Here is an 18,444-nt window from a genome sequence, read left to right as displayed (position 1 = left end):
GTCAGCCGATCCACGGGATGAGGTCGGGGCGTTTGGCGGTGCGGCCGTCCCCTGAGGAGCGGCCCCGGATGCGGCGGCCGATCCAGGGGCCCGCGAACGTGGCGATCCATCGCATCTCGGTCGTCGCCATCCGCCAGGCCTTCGCCGGCGGCAGCGGGGGGAGCGGCGCCATCCAGGTGTCGTCGCTGCCGGGCAGCTCCAGGATGTGGGCGACGGCGGCGGCGAAACGTTCGTGGCCCGCCGGGCTGGCGTGCAGGCGGTCGTGGCTCCACATCCGGGCGTCGGTGACGTATTCCAGCGGGAACGTGTCCACCAGCAGGGCTCCGTGGCGGGCGGCGGCCTCGCGGACGCGGGCGTTGAGGTCGAGCACTCGGGGACGGAGCCGGCGAGCCAGCGGCGCGATCTTGCCAATATCCGGAAATGTCACAGTGACCACCCGCGCCCCGGCGGCCGTCAGCTCGGCGATCATGTCCTCGATGACGCTCGCCACCTGGGCGGCGTCGAAGCTCGGCCGGATCAGGTCGTTCATCCCGGCCATGACCGTGGCCAGGTCGGGGCGCAGCGCCAGCGCGACGGGCAACTGCTCGGCGTGGATCTGGGCCGCCAGACGGCCGCGTACCGCGAGGTTGGCGTAGCGCAGCTCCGGGCTGTTCTTGGCCAGGTGCTCGGCGAGCCGGTCGGCCCAGCCGCGCAGGCCGATGACGTCGTCGCCGTCGCCGAGTCCCTCGGTCTGGCTGTCGCCGAGGGCGACGAAGCGGGTGTAGGTCGTCATGTCGTCTTCCTTCCAGCACGTCGGGGGTTGGCGGAGCGCTCGGTCAGCGTCCGCGCGGTGTGCAGGCACCAGTCGCGCATCCCGCGTTCCAGCCTGCATCCCGCGAGGCAGGAGAGGTAGGGCCCCACGTGAGGGCTCTGGCGCAGGAACGTCTCCTCGTCCTGGTCGCCGCGCAGGCGCACGAGCATCTGCTCGAAGAGCTCCAGCTTGGCGGCGGCCTCCCGCGCCCGCTCGTGGAGCTGCTCGATCACGGGGGCGGGGTCGAGCAGGTCCACGGCGTGCACCTTGACGGTCAGCTCGTCGCGGAGGAGCAGGGGCTTGGCGGGGGCCGCCGCGAAGGCCGTCAGCTCGTCGAGGCCGTCGTCGGTGACTTTGAACACGCGCTTGTTGGGGCGGCCCCGCTGAACCACCTCGCGGCCCGTCACCAGGCCCTCCGCCTCCAGCTTGGTGAGCTCGGCGTAGAGCTGCTGGGGGGCGGCGTACCAGAAGTCGGCGACGCCGACGTCGAAGATCTTGGTGAGCTGGTAGCCGCTGTATTCACCGTTCAGGAGCGCTGCCAGCACCGCGTGCTTGAGGGCCATTCGTTAGTCATGGACCTTATTAGTCATGACGATGACTATAGAGCCGCGACCGACCGGAGGGCCAGGCCGGCTCCCAGGAGGACGACCATGGCGGCCGTGCCCAGGGGGGCCAGGTTCGACAGGCGGGCGGCCAGGCGGCGGCCGGCCGACGCGCGCGCTTCCAGGCGGTCCACGAGCTTGACCAGGAGCAGGCCCGTGACGGTGAGGGTGGCGGCCATGCCGATGCCGTAGGCGGTGACCAGCGCCACGCCGAACCAGGTACGGCCGAGCGCGATCGCCCCGAGGAGGACGATCAGGGCCGAAGGACTGGGCACCAGGCCACCGGCCACGCCGAGGCCGATGAGGCCCGAGCGCTTGGTCGGGTGCTCATGATCGTGCCCATGCCCGTGGCCGTGCCCATGTCCGTGCCCATGTCCGTGACCGTGCCCGTGGCCCGGGCGGCGGGTGTTCAGGAGGAGGCGGAGGCCGATGAGGGCGATCAGGGCGCCGCTGGCGATGCCCAGCCAGGCCAGCACCGACTCCCCGGCCAGCGTCGTGAAGACGGTCAGCAGCAGGCCGACCACCAGCACGCCGGCCGTGTGCGTGGCCGTCACCGTCGCCCCCACGACGAGGGCGTCGCGAGGACGGCCGCGGCGGCCCGCCAGATAGGCGGCCATGATGGTCTTGCCGTGCCCGGGAATGAGCGCGTGCCCCGCCCCCAGCACCACGGCCAGGCCGACCGCCAGCAGACCGAGCGGCACCGTCAGCGAGTCCGCCCCGATCAGGCCGGTGAAGAGCCGGTCCAGGGCCGCCAGCGCGTCGCCGACCGGGCCGCCGAAGTCGAGGCCGGTGGGAATCGGGCCACCGGTGCCCGAGGGAGCCGGCCGGGTGAGCGCTGGGCCGCCGACGGTGAAGGTCGCGGTGCGCTGGTCGAGGGGGTCGGTCAGCAGGTCGTCGGGGTAGGCTCGCAGCTCGCGGCTCGCGCTCGTCGCGGGCACGGACGAGCGGGTCAGCCGGACCCCGTCCCCGGCGGCGGTGATCTCGCGCCAGCCGATCCGGTCCTGCTCGAACCCGTCGGTGAACTCCACGGCCCCCGAGGCGCGGATTTCGGCGACGAGCCGGCACGTCAACCGGCTGGTCCGCAGACCGCCCTCGCCGGGGGCGTAGGCGAACTCCGAGCCGGCCACCCGCCACGGCACGGCACGGCCCGCCACCTTCAGCCGCTGGGCGGCGGCCAGGGCGGTGCAGCGACGGGCCGCGTACGTGGGGTTCACCTCCGGCTCGGCCTGCAGGGTCGGCAGCTCGGCCAGGTCCACGACGGCGAGGTTGCGCACGTCGGAGACCGAGACCCGCAGGCCGTTGTAGTGGTTGACGGTGAACCGCCCCAGCGGGTGAGCCGCCTGCGCGGCGGAGGCCGGTGCGACGCTCGCGCACAGCGCCAGCAGCAGGCCCGTCGCGAGGGACAGCAGGGCGAGCCGCACCAGTCTCATGAGAACCTCGCCAGAGCCGGGAGCGTGGGGTCGAAGGTGGGATCCACCCGCGCCGGGCGGCCGAGTGCCTGCTCGATGACGGCGCGGTGGTAGGAGAGCAGCGGGTTGCGCCAGCCGGTCGCGGTGGCCTCCTTGGCGTAGGGCAGCGCCTCGGCCGGCTTGCCCGCCTTCAGCAGCGCCCAGGCCAGGGCGTCGGCGGCGACGAGGCTCCGGTTGCGGTCGTACTCGGCCCTGGCGTGCCGGACGGCCGCCGCCGGGTCGCCGTGGTCGGCCTCGAACTCGGCCCACGTCAGGTCGTCGCGTACGCCGGCGGCCGCGAACAGCTTGCGCTGCGCCTGGAGCAGCGTCCAGTCGGCGGGCTGACCGGCCTTGATCCGGGTCTCGCCCTGCTCGATGAGGTATTGGGGGAGCGGGAGCCGCTTCACCACGGTGTCGTAGAGGTCGAGCGCCTCGTTCAGGTCGCCGCCGAGCGCGGCCGTCCTGGCCTGGCCCGCCAGCGCGGGCGTGTACGCGGGGTAGGCCCGCAGCGCCTTGGCGTACCAGTCGGCCGCCGTCTTCAGGTCGCCCGCGTGCAGGGCCAGCTCGCCCAGGTAGTAGCGGGCATAGGCCTGGTCGGCGGGGGTGAAGGCGTCGTTGTGGGCGTACTCAAGGTATTCGCGGGCCTTGTCCGTGTCGCCGCGCAGCTCGGCCGCGTACGAGGCGCGGGCGAAGGCCGCGACCCCCGGGCGCAGGCCCAGCATCTCGTCCACGGCCCGCTGCGCCCCGCGCAGGTCGCCGAGCTGCGTCTTGGCGTCGGCGAGCACGCCGTAGGCGGCGGCGCCGTACGGGTTGGCGTCGATGGCGCGGCCGGCCAGCCGCGCCGCCTCGGTGAACTCGTGCCGGCCGGCGGCGAGCGCCGCCTGGCTGGTGAGGACCGCGTCGTCACCGGCGTTCAGCTTGGCCGCCGTGGCGAGCGCGCCCTCGGCCTTGCCATAGAACGACGGGTCGCCGGTGACGCGGGCCTGGTCCACATATTGGGAGGCGAGCTCGGCCCAGCCGCGGTGGTCGCCGGGCACCCGCTTGAGCCGTTCCTGCAGCGTCTCGCGCGACGGCTGCTCCGCCGCGGGCGAGGGCGCCGCGGGCGTCGCCGTGAAGGAGAAGATGGTGAAGAGCATGGCCCCGATGAGGGCCACTCCGGCGAATATCGCGAAGGCACGCATGTCCGTCCAAGGTTCCAGAGCTGGTTGCGGGGCCGGCCGGCCGCTACGGGGAGCACGGCCGGCCGGCCCTCTCTTTGGCGGCAGACGATGGGAGACGGGAGTCTGCCGCCGGGGTGGACCGGCCGGTTTGGAGAGGGAACCGGCCGGCCAGGTGGGTTAGCGCTGGTTCACTGCCACGTTGCTCGGCAGCGGGATGTACGGGAACGTGTTGTCGAAGGTCTTGTCGTTCGCGTCCACCTTGTCGGTCAGCCCGGGGATGAGCTTGCCGCTCTGCGCGGCACCGGCCACGGCCTGCAGCTCGATGTCCACGACGTCGTCGGCGAGCCGGCGGCCGTTCGGGAAGCCCTGCAGGTCACCGCCCAGGACGCCGAGCCTGTTCGGGTCCTTGGTGGGCGGGATCGACATGTTGAGCCGCAGTTGCTCGGAGCCGCGCTGCTTGCCGGCGTCCTTGTTGAGCGACTGCGAGTTCAGGTCGGCCTTGATGGGGCCGTTGTTCTTGGCGACACCGGTCAGGAAGATCTGGACCAGGTCGTTGCGCGGGGTCGCGGGCGCCTTGATGCCGTAGAGGGCTTCGAGGAGCCTGGCCACCTCGGGGTCGGTGACCCGGTTGACCAGCGCCTTGATGTCCGCGTCCTGCGACGGGTCGAGGGCGTTGAACGCGTCCTTCATCCCGGCGGCCGCCACCAGCTCGTTCACCAGCGGGTTGCACAGGCGGGAGACCTGCACGAACTTGCTGCCGTTGAACTTGTCGGTGGTGGAGCAGACGCCGATCACGGGGTTGCGCTTGGCGTCGCCCTTGAGCGCCAGGTCGGACTGGGGCACCTGGATGGCCACGGTGTTGACGTTGTAGCCCTTGAGGGTGTCCTGGCCGACCTCGGACAGGTCGCCGCCGTAGAGCAGGTCGAACACGCGCAGGTCGAGGAAGAAGGCCTCGTCCGCCTGCCCGGAGTAGGTCTTGCCGCCGCCGGGAAGGCTCTTGATGGCCTGGTTGCGCAGGGTCGCGTAGTTGGGCATGGAGGCGGCGCCGACGTTGCTGGGCGCGACGATGCCGTCGCTGACCAGGGTCTTCGAGCCGCCGGGCGTGATCCGCTTGAGCGTGTAGCGCTGGCGGAACAGCAGGTTCGGGTCGTCCAGCGAGGTGACGGGGCCGTTGTTGTACAGGAACGTGGTGTTGCCGCGCTTGTCCTCGTTGCGGAACGTCCACTCGTACGTGATGTCGGTCTTGCTGTCACCGTCGTTGTCGATCTTTATGTTGTGCCGCGACTTGGTGGCGAACGGGTAGAAGTTCGGGCCTCCATTGGGCTCCTCGAACGGGATCCAGTTCGACAGCAGGGTCACGGTGTCTGGCTTGTCAGGGCTGACGAACGCGTACACGTCGGTGTTGTCATGCTGCGGGTCGTTCGAGATCGCGGGGGCCTCGCGGTGTGAGGAAGCGATGCCGGAGTCTGTGCGGAGCACGGCCAGGGACGACGCGGCGACCGCAGCGGCGAGGCCAAGCCCGACTAGAGCGCGCCGGTTGATCCGGAGCTCCATGTTCGGTCCTTTCGGAAGGGCTGATCGTGACGTTCGAGGGTTCCGGCCGGATTCCTCGACGGCCTATTCGTCCGTGGGCCGCTTCCGGATGTCGTCTCCTCCTTGAGAATGAGGGTCAACCAAAGTTGACATACTTAGGTCGTCAATTTAGGTTGACCCTGTCGGGTGGTGCGGAACGCGCGACCCCGTTCGTTGGAGCAAGTTGAGAAATGTCGTGAAAGGAGATGCGGTGCTCAAAGAGCTGCTCGCTTACGTCCGCCCGCACCGGAAGGTCCTGGTCCTGGGCGGTCTGCTGGGCCTGGTCGGCTCGGCCGCGGGTCTCGCGATGCCGTTGCTGGCCAAGTTCGTCGTGGACGCGTTCGGCCAGGATCGGTCGATGGCCGGGCCGCTGTTATGGCTGACCCTGGTGGTGGTGGTCGGCGCGGTCGTCGCGGCCGTGGGCAACTACCTGATGGAACGCACGGGCGAGGGCATCGTGCTCGGCGCCCGGCGCCGGCTCGTGGACCGCATGCTGCGGCTGAAGGTGGCCGACGTGGACCGGCTCAAGCCCGGCGACCTGCTGTCGCGGGTGACCGGTGACACCACGTTGCTGCGGGCCGTGCTCACCAACGGGATCGTGGAGTCGATCAGCGCGACGTTCATGCTGGTGGGGGCCATCGTCATGATGGTGGCCATGGACGGCGTGCTGCTGCTGGTCACCCTGCTCGTGCTGGTGGTGATCGGCGGGCTGGTCGCCTCGGTCATGCCGAAGATCCAGCGGGCGCAGACGCAGGCCCAGGAGTCCGTGGGCGAGATGGGCGCGGTGCTGGACCGGGCGCTGCAGGCGTACAGGACCGTCAAGGCCAGCGGCGCCGAGGAGCGGGAGATCGCCGTGGTCGGCGAGGCCGCGGTGCAGGCCCGCGACCGCGGGCTGCAGGTCGCCGGATGGACGTCGCTCGCGGGAGTGGCGACGTCGGTGGCGGTGCAGATCGCGTTCCTGGCCGTGCTGGGCGTGGGCGGCGCCCGGGTCGCGGCGGGCACGCTGGAGATCTCGTCGCTGATCGCGTTCCTGCTCTACCTGTTCTACCTGGTCATGCCCATCGGGCAGCTCATCCAGGGCGGCGTGCAGCTCCAGCAGGGGCTGGCCGCGATGAAGCGCATCAAGGAGATCGAGGACCTGCCCGCCGAGCCGGTCGGCGCCGCGCCCGCCGGGAGCGACGAGCCGGTCGGGGTCACGTTCGACGACGTGGTCTTCCGGTACGGCGACGACCGCCCGGTCGTGCACGACGGCGTGAGCTTCGAGGTGCCGCCGGGCGGGCTGACCGCGCTGGTGGGGCCTTCGGGGGCGGGCAAGTCGACGGTGTTCGCGCTGCTCGAACGCTTCTACGAGCACCAGGCCGGGCTGATCACGATCGGCGGGCGGGACATCCGCGACTGGCCGCTGTCCGAGCTGCGCTCCACCCTCGGGTACGTCGAGCAGGACGCTCCCGTGCTGGCCGGCACGCTGCGGGAGAACCTGCTCTTCGCCGCCCAGGAGGCCACGGAGGACGAGCTGAACCGGGCGATCGCCCGTACCCGGCTGGACGACCTGGTGGCCAGGCTGCCCGAAGGGCTGGACACGGCGGTCGGGCACCGCGGCGTGCTGCTGTCGGGCGGTGAGCGGCAGCGCGTCGCCATCGCCAGGGCGCTGCTGCGCAAGCCCAGGCTGCTGCTGCTCGACGAGGCCACCTCGCAGCTCGACGCGGTCAACGAGCTGCGGCTGCGCGAGGTCATCGCCGAGGTCGCCGCCGAGACGACCGTGCTGGTCATCGCGCACCGCCTGTCCACCGTGACCAACGCCGACCGGATCGTGGTCATGGAAGGGGGCGGCGTGCGGGCGGTGGGCACGCACGCCGAGCTGGTCGGGGCGGACGAGCTCTACCGGGAGTTGGCCGCCACCCAGTTCCTGGTGAGCTGATCAACGGCTAGTCTCTTTGTGAATGGGTCCATTCACGAAGGGAGCGCCATGAGCAGGACTGTCCGCGCGCCGCGAGGCACGACGATCACCGCCAAGGGGTGGCCGCAGGAGGCCGCGCTCCGCATGCTCCAGAACAACCTGGACCCGGAGGTCGCCGAGCATCCCGAGCACCTGGTCGTCTACGGCGGCTCGGGCCGGGCGGCGCGTGACTGGCCCTCCTTCGACGCGCTGGTCAGGACGCTGACCACGCTGGAGGGCGACGAGACCCTCCTGGTGCAGTCGGGGCGCCCCGTGGGTGTGTTCCGCACCCACGAGTGGGCGCCCCGCGTGCTGATCGCCAACTCCAACCTGGTGCCCGACTGGGCCAACTGGGAGGAGTTCCGGCGGCTGGAGGCGGCCGGGCTCACCATGTACGGGCAGATGACCGCGGGCTCGTGGATCTACATCGGCACCCAGGGCATCCTGCAGGGCACCTACGAGACGTTCGCCGCCGTGGCCGACAAGAGGTTCGGCGGCTCGCTGGCCGGCACGATCACGCTCACCGCCGGGCTCGGCGGCATGGGCGGCGCCCAGCCCCTGGCCATCACCATGAACGGCGGCGTGGCCATCTGCGTCGACTGCGACCCGCGCTCGGTCACCCGCCGCATCGAGCACCGCTACCTCGACGTGGCGGCCGGCTCGCTCGACGAGGCGCTGCGGCTGGCCTACGAGGCGCGCGACGCCCGCAGGCCGCTGTCGATCGGCGTCGTCGGCAACGCCGCCGAGGCCGTGCCCGACCTGCTGGCCCGCGGCGCCGAGATCGACATCGTCACCGACCAGACCTCGGCCCACGACCCGCTGATGTACCTGCCGCTGGGCGTCGCCTTCGACGACATGGCCACCGAGCGCGACAAGGACCCGGCCGGGTTCACCGAGCGGGCGCGCACGTCGATGGCCCGGCACGTCGAGGCCATGGTGGGCTTCAAGGACGCCGGGGCGGAGGTGTTCGACTACGGCAACTCCATCAGGGGCGAGGCCAAGCTGGCCGGCTACGCGCGGGCCTTCGACTTCCCCGGGTTCGTGCCGGCCTACATCAGGCCGCTGTTCTGCGAGGGCAAGGGCCCGTTCCGGTGGGCCGCGCTGAGCGGCGACCCCGCTGACATCGCCGCCACCGACCGGGCCATCCTGGAGCTGTTCCCCGAGAACGAGGCCCTGGCCAGGTGGATCAGGAAGGCCGGGGAGAAGGTGCACTTCCAGGGGCTGCCCGCGCGCATCTGCTGGCTGGGCTACGGGGAGCGCGACGTCGCGGGCGAGCGCTTCAACGACATGGTGGCCTCCGGTGAGCTCCAGGCGCCCGTCGTCATCGGCCGCGACCACCTCGACAGCGGCTCGGTCGCCTCTCCCTACCGCGAGACGGAGGCCATGGCCGACGGCTCCGACGCGATCGCCGACTGGCCGCTGCTCAACGCCATGCTCAACACGGCCTCGGGGGCCGCCTGGGTCTCCATCCACCACGGCGGTGGGGTCGGCATCGGGCGCTCCATCCACGCCGGCCAGGTGACGGTGGCCGACGGCACCGCGCTGGCGCGGGAGAAGCTCAACCGGGTGCTCACCAACGACCCGGGCACCGGGGTGATGCGGCACGTCGACGCGGGCTACGACGAGGCCGCCGAGGTGGCCGCCGCCCGGGGGGTACGCGTACCGATGCGGGAGTCCTGACCTCCTTTGTTACGTATGAGAGGGATGAGAATGCCGGGTGGGCGGTGTTGGAGGTGGCGTGGCGGACGGATATCACGGTGGACTCGACGCACTGCTCGACGGCCGCAGGCTGTCGCCCGTACAGCGGCGGATCGCGCACTATCTCGGTGAGCACCTGGACGAGGCGATCTTCCTGTCGAGCGTGGAGCTGGCCGAGCGGGCGGGGGTGAGCCAGCCGTCGGTGACCAGGTTCGCGATGGTGCTGGGCTTCGCCGGCTATCCCGAGCTGCGGCAGGCGCTGCGGCCGCTCGTGCTGGGCGGTCAGGCCGAGGCGCCGGCGGAAGACCTGCTGCGCGGGGCCATCGACTGCGAGATCCGCAACCTGGGCCTGGTCAGGGAGCGGCTGGCGGTGTTCCCGCTGAAGGAGCTCGGCGAGCAACTGGCCGCGACCGAGCCGCTGTGCGTGCTCGGGCTGCGCGTGTCCTGCGGCCTGGCCACCACCTTCGCCTACTACGCCCGGCGCATCCATCCCGACGTGCGGCTGCTCACGCACGGCGGCTCCGAGCTGGCCGACGGGCTGCACGCGGCGCGCCGGGCCGGGGCCGAGTGGGTGGTGGCCGTGGTGCTGCCCCGCTATCCCGCGGAGGTCGTGCACGCCCTCGAATACGCGGAGAAGATCGGCCTGCGGGTCGCCGCCATCACCGACAAGGCCGACTTTCCCGCCGAGGTGGTGCTCGACGCGCCGGTGGGCGACCGGCTGGTGTTCGACTCGCACGCGGCGCCGCTCGCGCTGGCCATGGCCCTGGTGGAGGCCATGGCCGACGCGGCGCCGCTGCGCACTCAGGCCCGGCTGGAGGAATATGAGCGGATGACCGACGAGACCGGTACGTTCCTAGCCGGCGATCTTCCTTAGCGACCGCATCGACCAGAAGGTCGTGAGCAGCGCCAGCACGACGAACACGGCGAACGCGATCGGGATCGACGAGTCCGTCAGTTGCCCGTGGAACAACGCCCGCCCCGCCTCGACCGCGTGGTAGAGCGGGTTGAACGGCGCCAGGAGCTTCATCCAGTCGGGCGCGAACGAGATCGGCACGAAGAGCCCGGCCAGCAACATGATCGGCAGCAGGAACAGGTTGAGCGTCTGCGACATGCCGTTCTCGTCGCGAATGGTCAGCGCCAGCCCCTGGGAGAGCCCGGAGGCGAACAGGCCGGTCGCGGCCATGAGCAGCAGCACCAGCAGCAGTTCGAGCGCCCCGATCCGCACGCCCATGGCGATGGCCACGACCAGCACCAGGACCGCCTGGACGACCAGCGTGACCATGTCCCTGGCCACCCGGCCGAGCACGATGGCGGGGCGCCAGGCGGGGCTGACGGCGTAGCGTTCGAGCGAGCCGTTGCGCAGCTCGGCGATCAGGCCGAACCCCGAGAACATCGACCCGAACACCGCGATCATCATCATCGCCGCGGGCGTGAACATGCGCAGGGCGTCCACCGTGGTGCCGCCCGGCGTCATCGACTTCAGCAGCGGCGCGAACATCACCAGGTAGAGAACCGGCTGCAGGATGCCGAACAGCGGCCAGATCGGGTTGCTGAACTGCTTCTTCAGCTCGTAGCCGGTGAACAGGGCGGTGTGGCGGATCATGCGTCGGCTCCCGCGTCGCGGAGGGTGCGGCCGGTCTTGGCCAGGAAGACGTCGTCGAGCGTGGAACGGTCGAGCGCGATCGAGCTGAGGTGCAGCTTCTGCTCCTCCAGCGCCCGCAGCAGGGCGGGCAGGGTGTGCTCGCCGTCGTCGGCGTAGACGCGCAGCAGGTCGTCGTCCACGCGGGTCTCGCGGGCCAGCGGCTTGAGCGTGTCGGCCGCCCGCTCGGGATCGTCGACCCGCAGCGAGATCACGTCGCCGGAGACCTCCCGCTTGAGGTCGCCGGGGGTGCCCTCGGCCACGACGAGACCGTGGTCCACGATCATCAGCCGGTCGCACAGCACGTCGGCCTCGTCGAGGTAGTGGGTGCTGAGCAGCACGCTCGTGCCCGCCTCGCGTAACTGCCTGATGCGGTCCCACAGGTTGGCCCGGTTCTGTGGGTCGAGGCCGGTGGTGGGCTCGTCGAGGAAGAGCAGCGGCGGGTTGTGCACCAGCCCGATCGCGATGGCCACGCGCCGCTTCTGGCCGCCCGACAGCGTACGGCCTGGGCGGTCGGCGATCTCGGTGAGGTCGAACCGTTCGAGCACGTCGGCGGTCGCCCGCTTCGGGTCGGCGACGGCGTGGATCTTGGCGGCCATCATGATCTGGGCCCTGGCGCTCGTGGTGTCCTCCACCCCGCCGGCCTGGCTGACATAGCCGAGGTTGCGGCGGACGCCGGCGGCCTCCTTGCGCAGGTCGTGGCCCGCGATGGTGGCCGTGCCCGCGTCGGGGACGATCAGCGTGGCGAGCATTCTGATGGTGGTCGTCTTGCCCGCGCCGTTCGGCCCCAGGACGCCGAAGATCTCGCCCTTCTCGACCTCGAGATCCACGCCGCGCACGGCCTCGACGGTCTGGGTGCCCTTCCTGCTCCTGGTGGTGAACGTCTTGCGCAGGCCATGTGCCTGGATGATCATCGGGGGGTTCAGCTCCTTACGGCAACTGGTCGGCCTCGAAGCGCGGTATCGCCTGCTCCACCCAGTCGAGCTGGGCCTGGAACATGGCCCGCTGCAGGCCGAGATTCTCGTTGACGTGCTGGGGGGCGCCGTGGGCGTGCTTGACGCCGGTGATGTGCCCCATGGTCTCGACGCACATTCTGAGCTGGGCCATCCTGCCACGCAGGGCGTCCAATATCTCCTGCTTTTCCAGCCGGTCCATGAACGTCATCGCCACCTGGAACGGGTCCACGATGGGCTTGAGCTCGTGCCAGGCGCCCAGCAGCAGCCGGTGGAACTCGGCCCGGCCGAGCTCGGTGAGCCCGTAGACGACCTTGCCGCCCTTGCCCGCCTCGACGACCTCCAGCAGGCCCTCGTCGGCCATCTTGCCGAGGCCGTGGTAGATCGAGCCGAAGGCCACGTTGGTCCAGCTTTCGATGCCCATGACCTCCAGGCGCCGGCGGACGCCGTAGCCGTTCATGGGGCCGTCGAGCAGGGCGCCGAGGATCAGGATGCGTGTCGAAGACATGTGTTCAAGTTTGTATGCAAATTTGTATAACCGTCAAGCTCAATAAGCTGCCCCTCATGAGTGAACGACCTTTGGCGCTGGTCACGGGCGCTTCCCGGGGTGTCGGCGCGGCCGTCGCCCAGGCGCTGGCGCCGACGCACGACGTCCTTCTCGGTGGCCGGGACGAGGAGGCGCTGGCCGCTCTCGCCGCCCGGCTGCCCGGCGCGCGGCCCTGGCCGGTGGAGCTGACGCGGGTCACGCCGGCCGACGTCGAGGGCGTCGACCGGCTCGACGTGCTGGTGCACAGCGCCGGGATCGGCGAGCTCGGCCGGATCGCCGACCAGCCCGCCGAGGTGTGGCGCCGCACCATGGAGGTCAACGTCGTCGCGGTCGCGGAGCTGACCAGGCTGCTGCTGCCCGCGCTCAGGGCCGCCGGTGGGCATGTCTTCTGCGTCAACTCGGGTTCTGGGCAGCGGGCCAACCCCGACTGGGGCTCGTACGCGGCCAGCAAGTTCGCGCTGAAGGCGTTCGCGGACGCGCTGCGGCTGGAGGAGCCCGCGCTCCGGGTCACGACCGTCTACCCGGGGCGGACGGCGACCGACATGCAGCGGGGGGTGCGCGCGTACGAGGGGGGTGCGTTCGAGCCCGACAAATACCTCAAGCCGGAGACCGTGGCGCGGGCCCTGGTGGCCGCTCTCACCGCCGGGCCCGACGCCCACCTGACCGAGCTGACCGTCCGGCCCCGGGGTGGCCCGGTCAACTGAATGGACCCATTCACTACAGTGGGGGAATGCTTGAGCCACTCGCGCACATAGGCCGAGATCCGAAGACCGGTGGATATCTGCGGGACGCCTGGTCGGCCGCCGATCTGGAGCTGCGCGAGTGGTTCGCGGGCGAGGCCGGGCGGCGGGGTCTCGGCCTGCGCGAAGACCGCAACGGCAACCTCTGGGCGTGGTGGGGCGACCCGTCGCCGGGCCGTCCCGGGGTGGTGACGGGCAGCCATCTCGACTCGGTGCGGCAGGGCGGGGCGTACGACGGGCCGCTCGGGGTGGTGTCGGCCTTCGCCGCCCTCGACCTCCTCAAAGATCGTGACATATCGCCATCTGTCCCGATCGGTGTCGCCTGCTTCACCGACGAGGAGGGCGCCAGGTTCGGCGTCCCCTGCATGGGATCGCGGCTGCTCACCGGCGCGCTGTCCCCGGACAGGGCGCGCGGGCTGACCGACGACTCCGGCGACACCCTGGCCGACGTCATGAAGAGGACGGGCCGCGACCCGGCCGCCATCGGGCGCGACGACGAGACGCTGGCCGCCGTCGGCACGTTCGTGGAGCTCCACGTCGAACAGGGCCGCGGCCTCGTGACCGAGGACCGGGCGGTGGGCGTGGCGAGCGCGATCTGGCCGCACGGGCGCTGGCGGCTCGACTTCCGCGGCCGGGCCGACCACGCGGGCACCACGCGGCTGGCCGACCGGGACGACCCGATGCTGCCGTTCGCCCGCATGACCCTGGCCGCCAGGCAGGCCGCCGAGCGGCTCGGCGTGGTCGCCACGGTGGGCAAGACGCGCGTCTCGCCGGGCAACGCCAACGCCATTCCGGGCCTGGTGTCGGCCTGGCTCGACGTGCGCGGGGCCTCGGAGCGGGCCGTCCGCGAGCTGGTCGCCGAGCTCGCGGGCCTGGCGACCGAGACGAGCGAGGAGTCCTGGACACCGGTGGTCGGCTTCGACGCCGGGCTGCGCGACCGGCTGGCCCGGGTGGCCGGCGGCGACACGCCCGCGCCGATCCTGCCCACGGGAGCGGGCCACGACGCGGGAATCCTGGCCACGGCGGGCATACCGAGCGCCATGCTGTTCGTCAGGAACCCCACCGGCGTGTCCCATTCCCCCGACGAGCACGCCGAACGGGCAGACTGCGAGGCGGGAGTCGTGGCACTGGCGGACGTGCTGGAGGATCTGTGTCGCTGACCTACTGGTGCGAGCAGGCCTGGCTGCCCGACGGGGTGGCCCGCGACGTGCTCGTCGAGATCGACGGCCCCCGGATCACCCGGATCGAGCAGGGCCCGCCCGGCGCGGCCGAACGGCTCCCGGGGCTGACGATCCCCGGCCTGGCCAACGCCCACTCCCACGCCTTCCACCGCGCGCTGCGCGGCGTCGCGCAGGAGGGCAAGGGCGACTTCTGGACGTGGCGAGAGCGCATGTACGAGATCGCCGCCCGCCTCGACCCCGACACCTACCTGCGCCTGGCCACGGCCGTCTACGCCGAGATGGCGCTGGCCGGGGTGACCTGCGTGGGCGAGTTCCACTACCTGCACCACGACCGCGACGGCCGGCCCTACGCCGACCCCAACACGATGGGCCACGCCCTCATCCAGGCCGCCAGGGACGCCGGCCTGCGCATCGCGCTGCTCGACACCTGCTACCTGGCGGGCGGCGTCGACGCGCCCCTGTCCGGCACGCAGGTGCGCTTCGGCGACGGGACCGCCGAACGCTGGGCCGTCCGCGCCGAGGACCTGGCGGCGGCCTACGAGGGACGGCACGACGTCGAGATCGGCGCCGCCATCCACTCGGTGCGCGCGGTGCCGCCCGAGCAGATGCCGGTCGTGGCCGAGTTCTCCCACCGCCACGCGGCGCCGCTGCACGCGCACGTCTCCGAGCAGCGGGCGGAGAACGCGGCCTGTGTGGAGATGTACGCCGCCACGCCCGTCCAGGTCCTGCACGAACGCGGGGTCCTCGGGCCGCGCTCGACCGCGGTGCACGCCACGCACCTGACCGACGTGGACGTCGAACTGCTCGGGCACTCCGGCACGTACGTCTGCATGTGCCCCACCACCGAACGCGACCTGGCCGACGGCATCGGCCCGGCCAGGACGGTGGCCGACAAGGGCGCGCAGATCACGCTCGGCTCCGACAGCCATGCCGTGATCGACCTGTTCGAGGAGGCCAGGGCGGTGGAGCTGAACGAGCGCCTGGCCAGCCAGGAGCGCGGCCACTGGCGCGCCGCCGACCTGCTCACCGCCGCCACGGGCGCGGGCCACACCTCGCTCGGCTTCCCCGACGCGGGCCTGCTGGCGCCCGGCGCCTGGGCGGACCTGGTGTCGGTACGGCTCGACTCGGTGCGCACGGCGGGCACGAACGGGCCGGAGGCCATCGTTTACGCGGCCACCGCCGCCGACGTCCACTCGGTCGTCTCCGGCGGCCGCCGCGTCGTCACCGACGGCCACCACCACCTCGGCGACATCGGCCGCCTGCTGGCAGAGGCGATTGGGGAGCTGGGATGACGACGGGAGATCCTCTGCGATGACCACGACCTTGATCGACCACATCGGCCTGCTCTACACCGGTGATCCGGAGCGGGAGGAGATCGCGGACGCGGCGCTCGTCCTGGAGGACGGGCTGGTGGCCTGGGCCGGTCCCGCCGGGGCGGCGCCCGACGCCGACGAGCGGATGGACGCGGGAGGCCGCGCCGTCATCCCCGGCTTCGTGGACAGCCACGCCCACCTGATCTTCGCGGGCGACCGGACGGCCGAGTTCCAGGCCCGCATGTCCGGCGAGCCCTACACCGGCGGCGGCATCAGGACCACGGTCGCCGCCACCCGCGAGGCCGGCGACGCCGAGCTGGCCACCCACGCGCTCTCCCTGGTGAACGAGATGCTGGCCCAGGGCACCACCACCGTGGAGATCAAGAGCGGCTACGGCCTGTCCGCCGAGGACGAGCGCCGCTCACTGGAGATCGCCACCGCCCTGACCGACGAGACCACGTTCCTGGGCGCCCACGTCGTGCCCGCCGGCGTGGACACCGACTCCTACGTGCGGCTGGTCGCCGGCGAGATGCTCCAGGAGTGCGCGCCGTTCGCCAAGTGGGTGGACGTGTTCTGCGAGCGGGGCGCGTTCGACGGAGACCAGACCAGGGAGATCCTGACGGCCGGGCAGAAGGCCGGGCTCGGTGTGCGGGTGCACGCCAACCAGCTCACCGAAGGGCCCGGCGTGCGGATCGCGTGCGAGCTGGGCGCCGCCTCGGCCGACCACTGCACGCACCTGACGGCGGCCGACGTGGACGCGCTGGCCTCGTCGGAGACGGTGGCGACGCTGCTGCCGGGGGCGGAGTTCTCGACGCGGTCGCCGTACCCGGACGCGCGGCGGCTGATCGACGCGGGCGCGACGGTGGCGCTGGCGACCGACTGCAACCCGGGCTCGTCGTTCACGTCGTCGATGGCGTTCTGCGTGGCGCTGGCCGTACGCGAGATGCGGATGACGCCGCTGGAGGCGATCAGGGCGGCGACGTACGGAGGGGCGCGCGCGCTGCGCCGTACGGACGTAGGCTGGCTGCGGCGCGGAGCCCGCGCCGACCTCGTCGTCCTCGACGCCCCCTCATACGTTCACCTGGCCTACCGTCCCGGCGTTCCCCTTGTTCACCAGGTGTTTCAGGGTGGTCTCCTCCTTTAGGAGGACATCCAGAACCCTCCCTCGGACGTAGTGCTTTAGGGAATCTTTGCTCCTGGCCGGACGTTGGCCGGGTATAGAACGCAGCTGCGGAACGAGGTGCCTGGGGATGGCAAGGCCTACGGGGAGTCGCACGCAGGAGCAGCAGGTCGCCGAGCGCGATCTGCTCGGGACCTATCTGGCCGAAATCGGCCGGGTCCCGCTGCTCACGGCGGAGGAAGAGGTGGAGCTCGCCAAGCGGATCGAGGCGGGGCTTTTCGCCGAGCAGCTGCTCGACAGCGGGGGCTCGGAGCCGCGCATCGGGGACGCGGCCGACGAGGAGCTGGAGCGGCTGGCCATTTCGGGTCAGCGGGCCAAAGACGAGTTCATCCAGGCCAACCTGCGCCTGGTGGTGGCGGTGGCCCGGAAATACTCCGGGCGGGGGATGCCGCTGATCGACCTGGTGCAGGAGGGGAACCTGGGCCTGGTCCGAGCGGTGGAGAAGTTCGACTACCGGCGGGGATACAAGTTCTCCACCTACGCGACGTGGTGGATCCGGCAGTCGGTGGGGCGGGCCATTCACGAGCAGGCCCGGCCGGTGCGTCTGCCGACGCACGCCGGAGAGCAGATGACCCGGTTGATGCGGGTCCGGCGCGACATGCTGGCGGAGTTCGACGCCGAGCCGACCGACCACGATCTCGCCGGCATCCTCGACCTGCCGATCGAGCGGGTGCGCGAGCTGCGACGGTGGGCCTCCGACCCCGTGTCGCTCCAGCTCGGCGTGGGCGACGAGGACGAGACCGAGCTCGGCGACATGATCGCCGACGAGACCTGGGCCGACCCCGAGCAGCAGGCCATCGACATCCTGGAGCGCGAGCGGCTGGATCAGTGGCTGACCGGGCTTGAGGGCGACACCAGCGAGATGCTGCGCTGGCGCTACGGGCTGGTGGACGGCCGCGAGCACACGCTGACCGAGGTCGGCGAGCGCTACGGCATCGGCCGCGACCGCGCCCGCCGCATCGAACGCGACGCCCTGGCCCGCCTCCGCAAAATGGCCACCGCCGCCGCCTGACCCGCGCCCGGCGCTTGACCACTGCGGTGGCCGGGCGCCGCGTGGCGCGGCCTGGTGGGTCAGTCCTGGCGTAGGAGGCGGCGGAGGAATTCCTCTACGGCCGCCTCCGCGCCGGCGTGGTCGCCGCCTCTGGCCACCAGCAGGGCGCTCTCGTTGACGGCGGCCAGCAGCATGTGCGCGTGCAGGTCGAGGTGTTCGGCCGGCACCGCGCCCGTCGCCCCCAGCGCTGTTTTCAGCATGCCGAACGAGTGGCGCTCCTCCAGCGCGCGCCACCGTTCCCACCCCAGCACCGAGGGCGCGTCGATGAGCACGATGCGCTTGACCACCGGATCGCCCGCGAGCCTGATCCAGGTCAGTACGCCCGTCCGCAGCGCCGTCGCCGGGTCCTTGATGCCCCTGACCGCCTGCACGAGCTTGACGCCGACGGCCGACTCCGTGGCCTCCAGCACCGCCTCGAACAGCGCCTCCTTGCCCGCGTAATGGTGGTAGAGCGCGCCCCTGCTCAGCCCCGACTCCTGGAGCACCGTCTCGATCGAGGTGTCGTCGTAGCCGCGCTCGGCGAACAGCCGCGTGGCGATCGCCAGGACCTTGTCACGAGTGGCCGCGCCGCGCTCCGCCTTGAGGTTCATGGACCCACCATAGACAAACCGACTGTCAGTCGGTAATTTCGTAG

General features: G+C 71.5%; 17 protein-coding genes. 8 read left to right on the top strand and 9 right to left on the bottom strand.

Annotation, left to right across the window (positions count from 1 at the left end):
- Window position 1: 1 nt before the first annotated feature.
- From C4V41_RS11940 to C4V41_RS11920, 5 genes are all read right to left on the bottom strand, one after another.
- Window positions 2–772, bottom strand: a complete 771-nt coding sequence (locus C4V41_RS11940; RefSeq protein ID WP_103955896.1) for an SGNH/GDSL hydrolase family protein — start codon at window positions 770–772, stop codon at window positions 2–4.
- On the bottom strand, window positions 769–1,353 hold the full coding sequence (locus C4V41_RS11935) for a PadR family transcriptional regulator (protein WP_103955895.1): 585 nt from the start codon (window positions 1,351–1,353) through the stop codon (window positions 769–771). Before C4V41_RS11935 ends, C4V41_RS11940 begins: the two co-directional genes overlap by 4 nt.
- Before the next feature lie 35 nt (window positions 1,354–1,388).
- Window positions 1,389–2,822: a nickel/cobalt transporter gene (locus tag C4V41_RS11930; protein WP_146103628.1), complete on the bottom strand. Its 1,434-nt coding sequence runs from the start codon at window positions 2,820–2,822 to the stop codon at window positions 1,389–1,391.
- Window positions 2,819–4,021: a tetratricopeptide repeat protein gene (locus C4V41_RS11925; protein WP_103955893.1), complete on the bottom strand. Its 1,203-nt coding sequence runs from the start codon at window positions 4,019–4,021 to the stop codon at window positions 2,819–2,821. Before C4V41_RS11925 ends, C4V41_RS11930 begins: the two co-directional genes overlap by 4 nt.
- A gap of 156 nt (window positions 4,022–4,177) precedes the next feature.
- Window positions 4,178–5,554: a DUF4331 domain-containing protein gene (locus tag C4V41_RS11920; protein ID WP_103955892.1), complete on the bottom strand. Its 1,377-nt coding sequence runs from the start codon at window positions 5,552–5,554 to the stop codon at window positions 4,178–4,180.
- A 229-nt stretch (window positions 5,555–5,783) separates the two neighbouring features.
- Between C4V41_RS11920 and C4V41_RS11915 the strand changes: the two genes are divergently transcribed.
- From C4V41_RS11915 to C4V41_RS11905, 3 genes are read left to right on the top strand one after another with little or no spacing between them, the layout of a single operon-like run.
- Window positions 5,784–7,490: an ABC transporter ATP-binding protein gene (locus C4V41_RS11915; protein WP_235030071.1), complete on the top strand. Its 1,707-nt coding sequence runs from the start codon at window positions 5,784–5,786 to the stop codon at window positions 7,488–7,490.
- A 48-nt stretch (window positions 7,491–7,538) separates the two neighbouring features.
- Window positions 7,539–9,188 carry a urocanate hydratase gene (gene hutU / locus C4V41_RS11910; RefSeq protein ID WP_103955890.1) on the top strand — a complete coding sequence of 550 codons (1,650 nt, stop codon included), beginning with the start codon at window positions 7,539–7,541 and terminating at the stop codon, window positions 9,186–9,188.
- 58 nt (window positions 9,189–9,246) lie between these two features.
- Window positions 9,247–10,080, top strand: a complete 834-nt coding sequence (locus C4V41_RS11905) for a MurR/RpiR family transcriptional regulator (RefSeq protein ID WP_103955889.1) — start codon at window positions 9,247–9,249, stop codon at window positions 10,078–10,080.
- On the opposite strand, the gene C4V41_RS11900 is transcribed toward C4V41_RS11905, so the two are convergent.
- From C4V41_RS11900 to C4V41_RS11890, 3 genes are read right to left on the bottom strand one after another with little or no spacing between them, the layout of a single operon-like run.
- Window positions 10,060–10,809: an ABC transporter permease gene (locus C4V41_RS11900; RefSeq protein WP_103955888.1), complete on the bottom strand. Its 750-nt coding sequence runs from the start codon at window positions 10,807–10,809 to the stop codon at window positions 10,060–10,062. The two genes, C4V41_RS11905 and C4V41_RS11900, sit on opposite strands and share 21 nt — an antisense overlap.
- On the bottom strand, window positions 10,806–11,759 hold the full coding sequence (locus tag C4V41_RS11895; RefSeq protein ID WP_200823916.1) for an ATP-binding cassette domain-containing protein: 954 nt from the start codon (window positions 11,757–11,759) through the stop codon (window positions 10,806–10,808). The genes C4V41_RS11900 and C4V41_RS11895 overlap by 4 nt, the downstream gene beginning before the upstream one ends.
- A 16-nt stretch (window positions 11,760–11,775) precedes the next feature.
- A complete protein-coding gene (locus C4V41_RS11890; RefSeq protein WP_103955887.1) occupies window positions 11,776–12,306 on the bottom strand; it encodes a PadR family transcriptional regulator in 531 nt (176 codons plus the stop codon).
- A 56-nt stretch (window positions 12,307–12,362) separates the two neighbouring features.
- Here C4V41_RS11890 and C4V41_RS11885 point away from each other — a divergent pair, with 56 nt between their 5' ends.
- From C4V41_RS11885 to C4V41_RS11865, 5 genes are all read left to right on the top strand, one after another.
- Complete coding sequence (locus C4V41_RS11885) at window positions 12,363–13,049, top strand: SDR family oxidoreductase (RefSeq protein ID WP_103955886.1); 687 nt, start codon at window positions 12,363–12,365, stop codon at window positions 13,047–13,049.
- A 26-nt stretch (window positions 13,050–13,075) separates the two neighbouring features.
- Window positions 13,076–14,245, top strand: coding sequence for an allantoate amidohydrolase (locus C4V41_RS11880; RefSeq protein ID WP_103955885.1), 1,170 nt, complete (start codon window positions 13,076–13,078; stop codon window positions 14,243–14,245).
- Window positions 14,236–15,558, top strand: a complete 1,323-nt coding sequence (locus C4V41_RS11875) for a formimidoylglutamate deiminase (RefSeq protein ID WP_103955884.1) — start codon at window positions 14,236–14,238, stop codon at window positions 15,556–15,558. The genes C4V41_RS11880 and C4V41_RS11875 overlap by 10 nt, the downstream gene beginning before the upstream one ends.
- A 19-nt stretch (window positions 15,559–15,577) precedes the next feature.
- Window positions 15,578–16,723 (top strand): imidazolonepropionase, encoded by a 1,146-nt coding sequence (hutI, locus tag C4V41_RS11870; RefSeq protein WP_103955883.1) that lies wholly within the window; start codon window positions 15,578–15,580, stop codon window positions 16,721–16,723.
- A 106-nt stretch (window positions 16,724–16,829) separates the two neighbouring features.
- Window positions 16,830–17,771, top strand: a complete 942-nt coding sequence (locus C4V41_RS11865) for a sigma-70 family RNA polymerase sigma factor (RefSeq protein WP_103955882.1) — start codon at window positions 16,830–16,832, stop codon at window positions 17,769–17,771.
- Between the two features lie 59 nt (window positions 17,772–17,830).
- Here the strand turns inward: C4V41_RS11865 and C4V41_RS11860 are convergent, their stop codons facing one another.
- Entirely contained in the window at window positions 17,831–18,400 is a 570-nt protein-coding gene (locus tag C4V41_RS11860; RefSeq protein ID WP_103955881.1) for a TetR/AcrR family transcriptional regulator, read from the bottom strand.
- Between the last annotated feature and the right edge of the window lie 44 nt (window positions 18,401–18,444).

Source organism: Nonomuraea solani (genome assembly GCF_900108335.1).
Taxonomy (GTDB): Bacteria; Actinomycetota; Actinomycetes; order Streptosporangiales; family Streptosporangiaceae; genus Nonomuraea; species Nonomuraea solani.
Note: the sequence above shows the minus strand (reverse complement) of the source record. Positions and strands in the feature narration are given on the sequence as shown.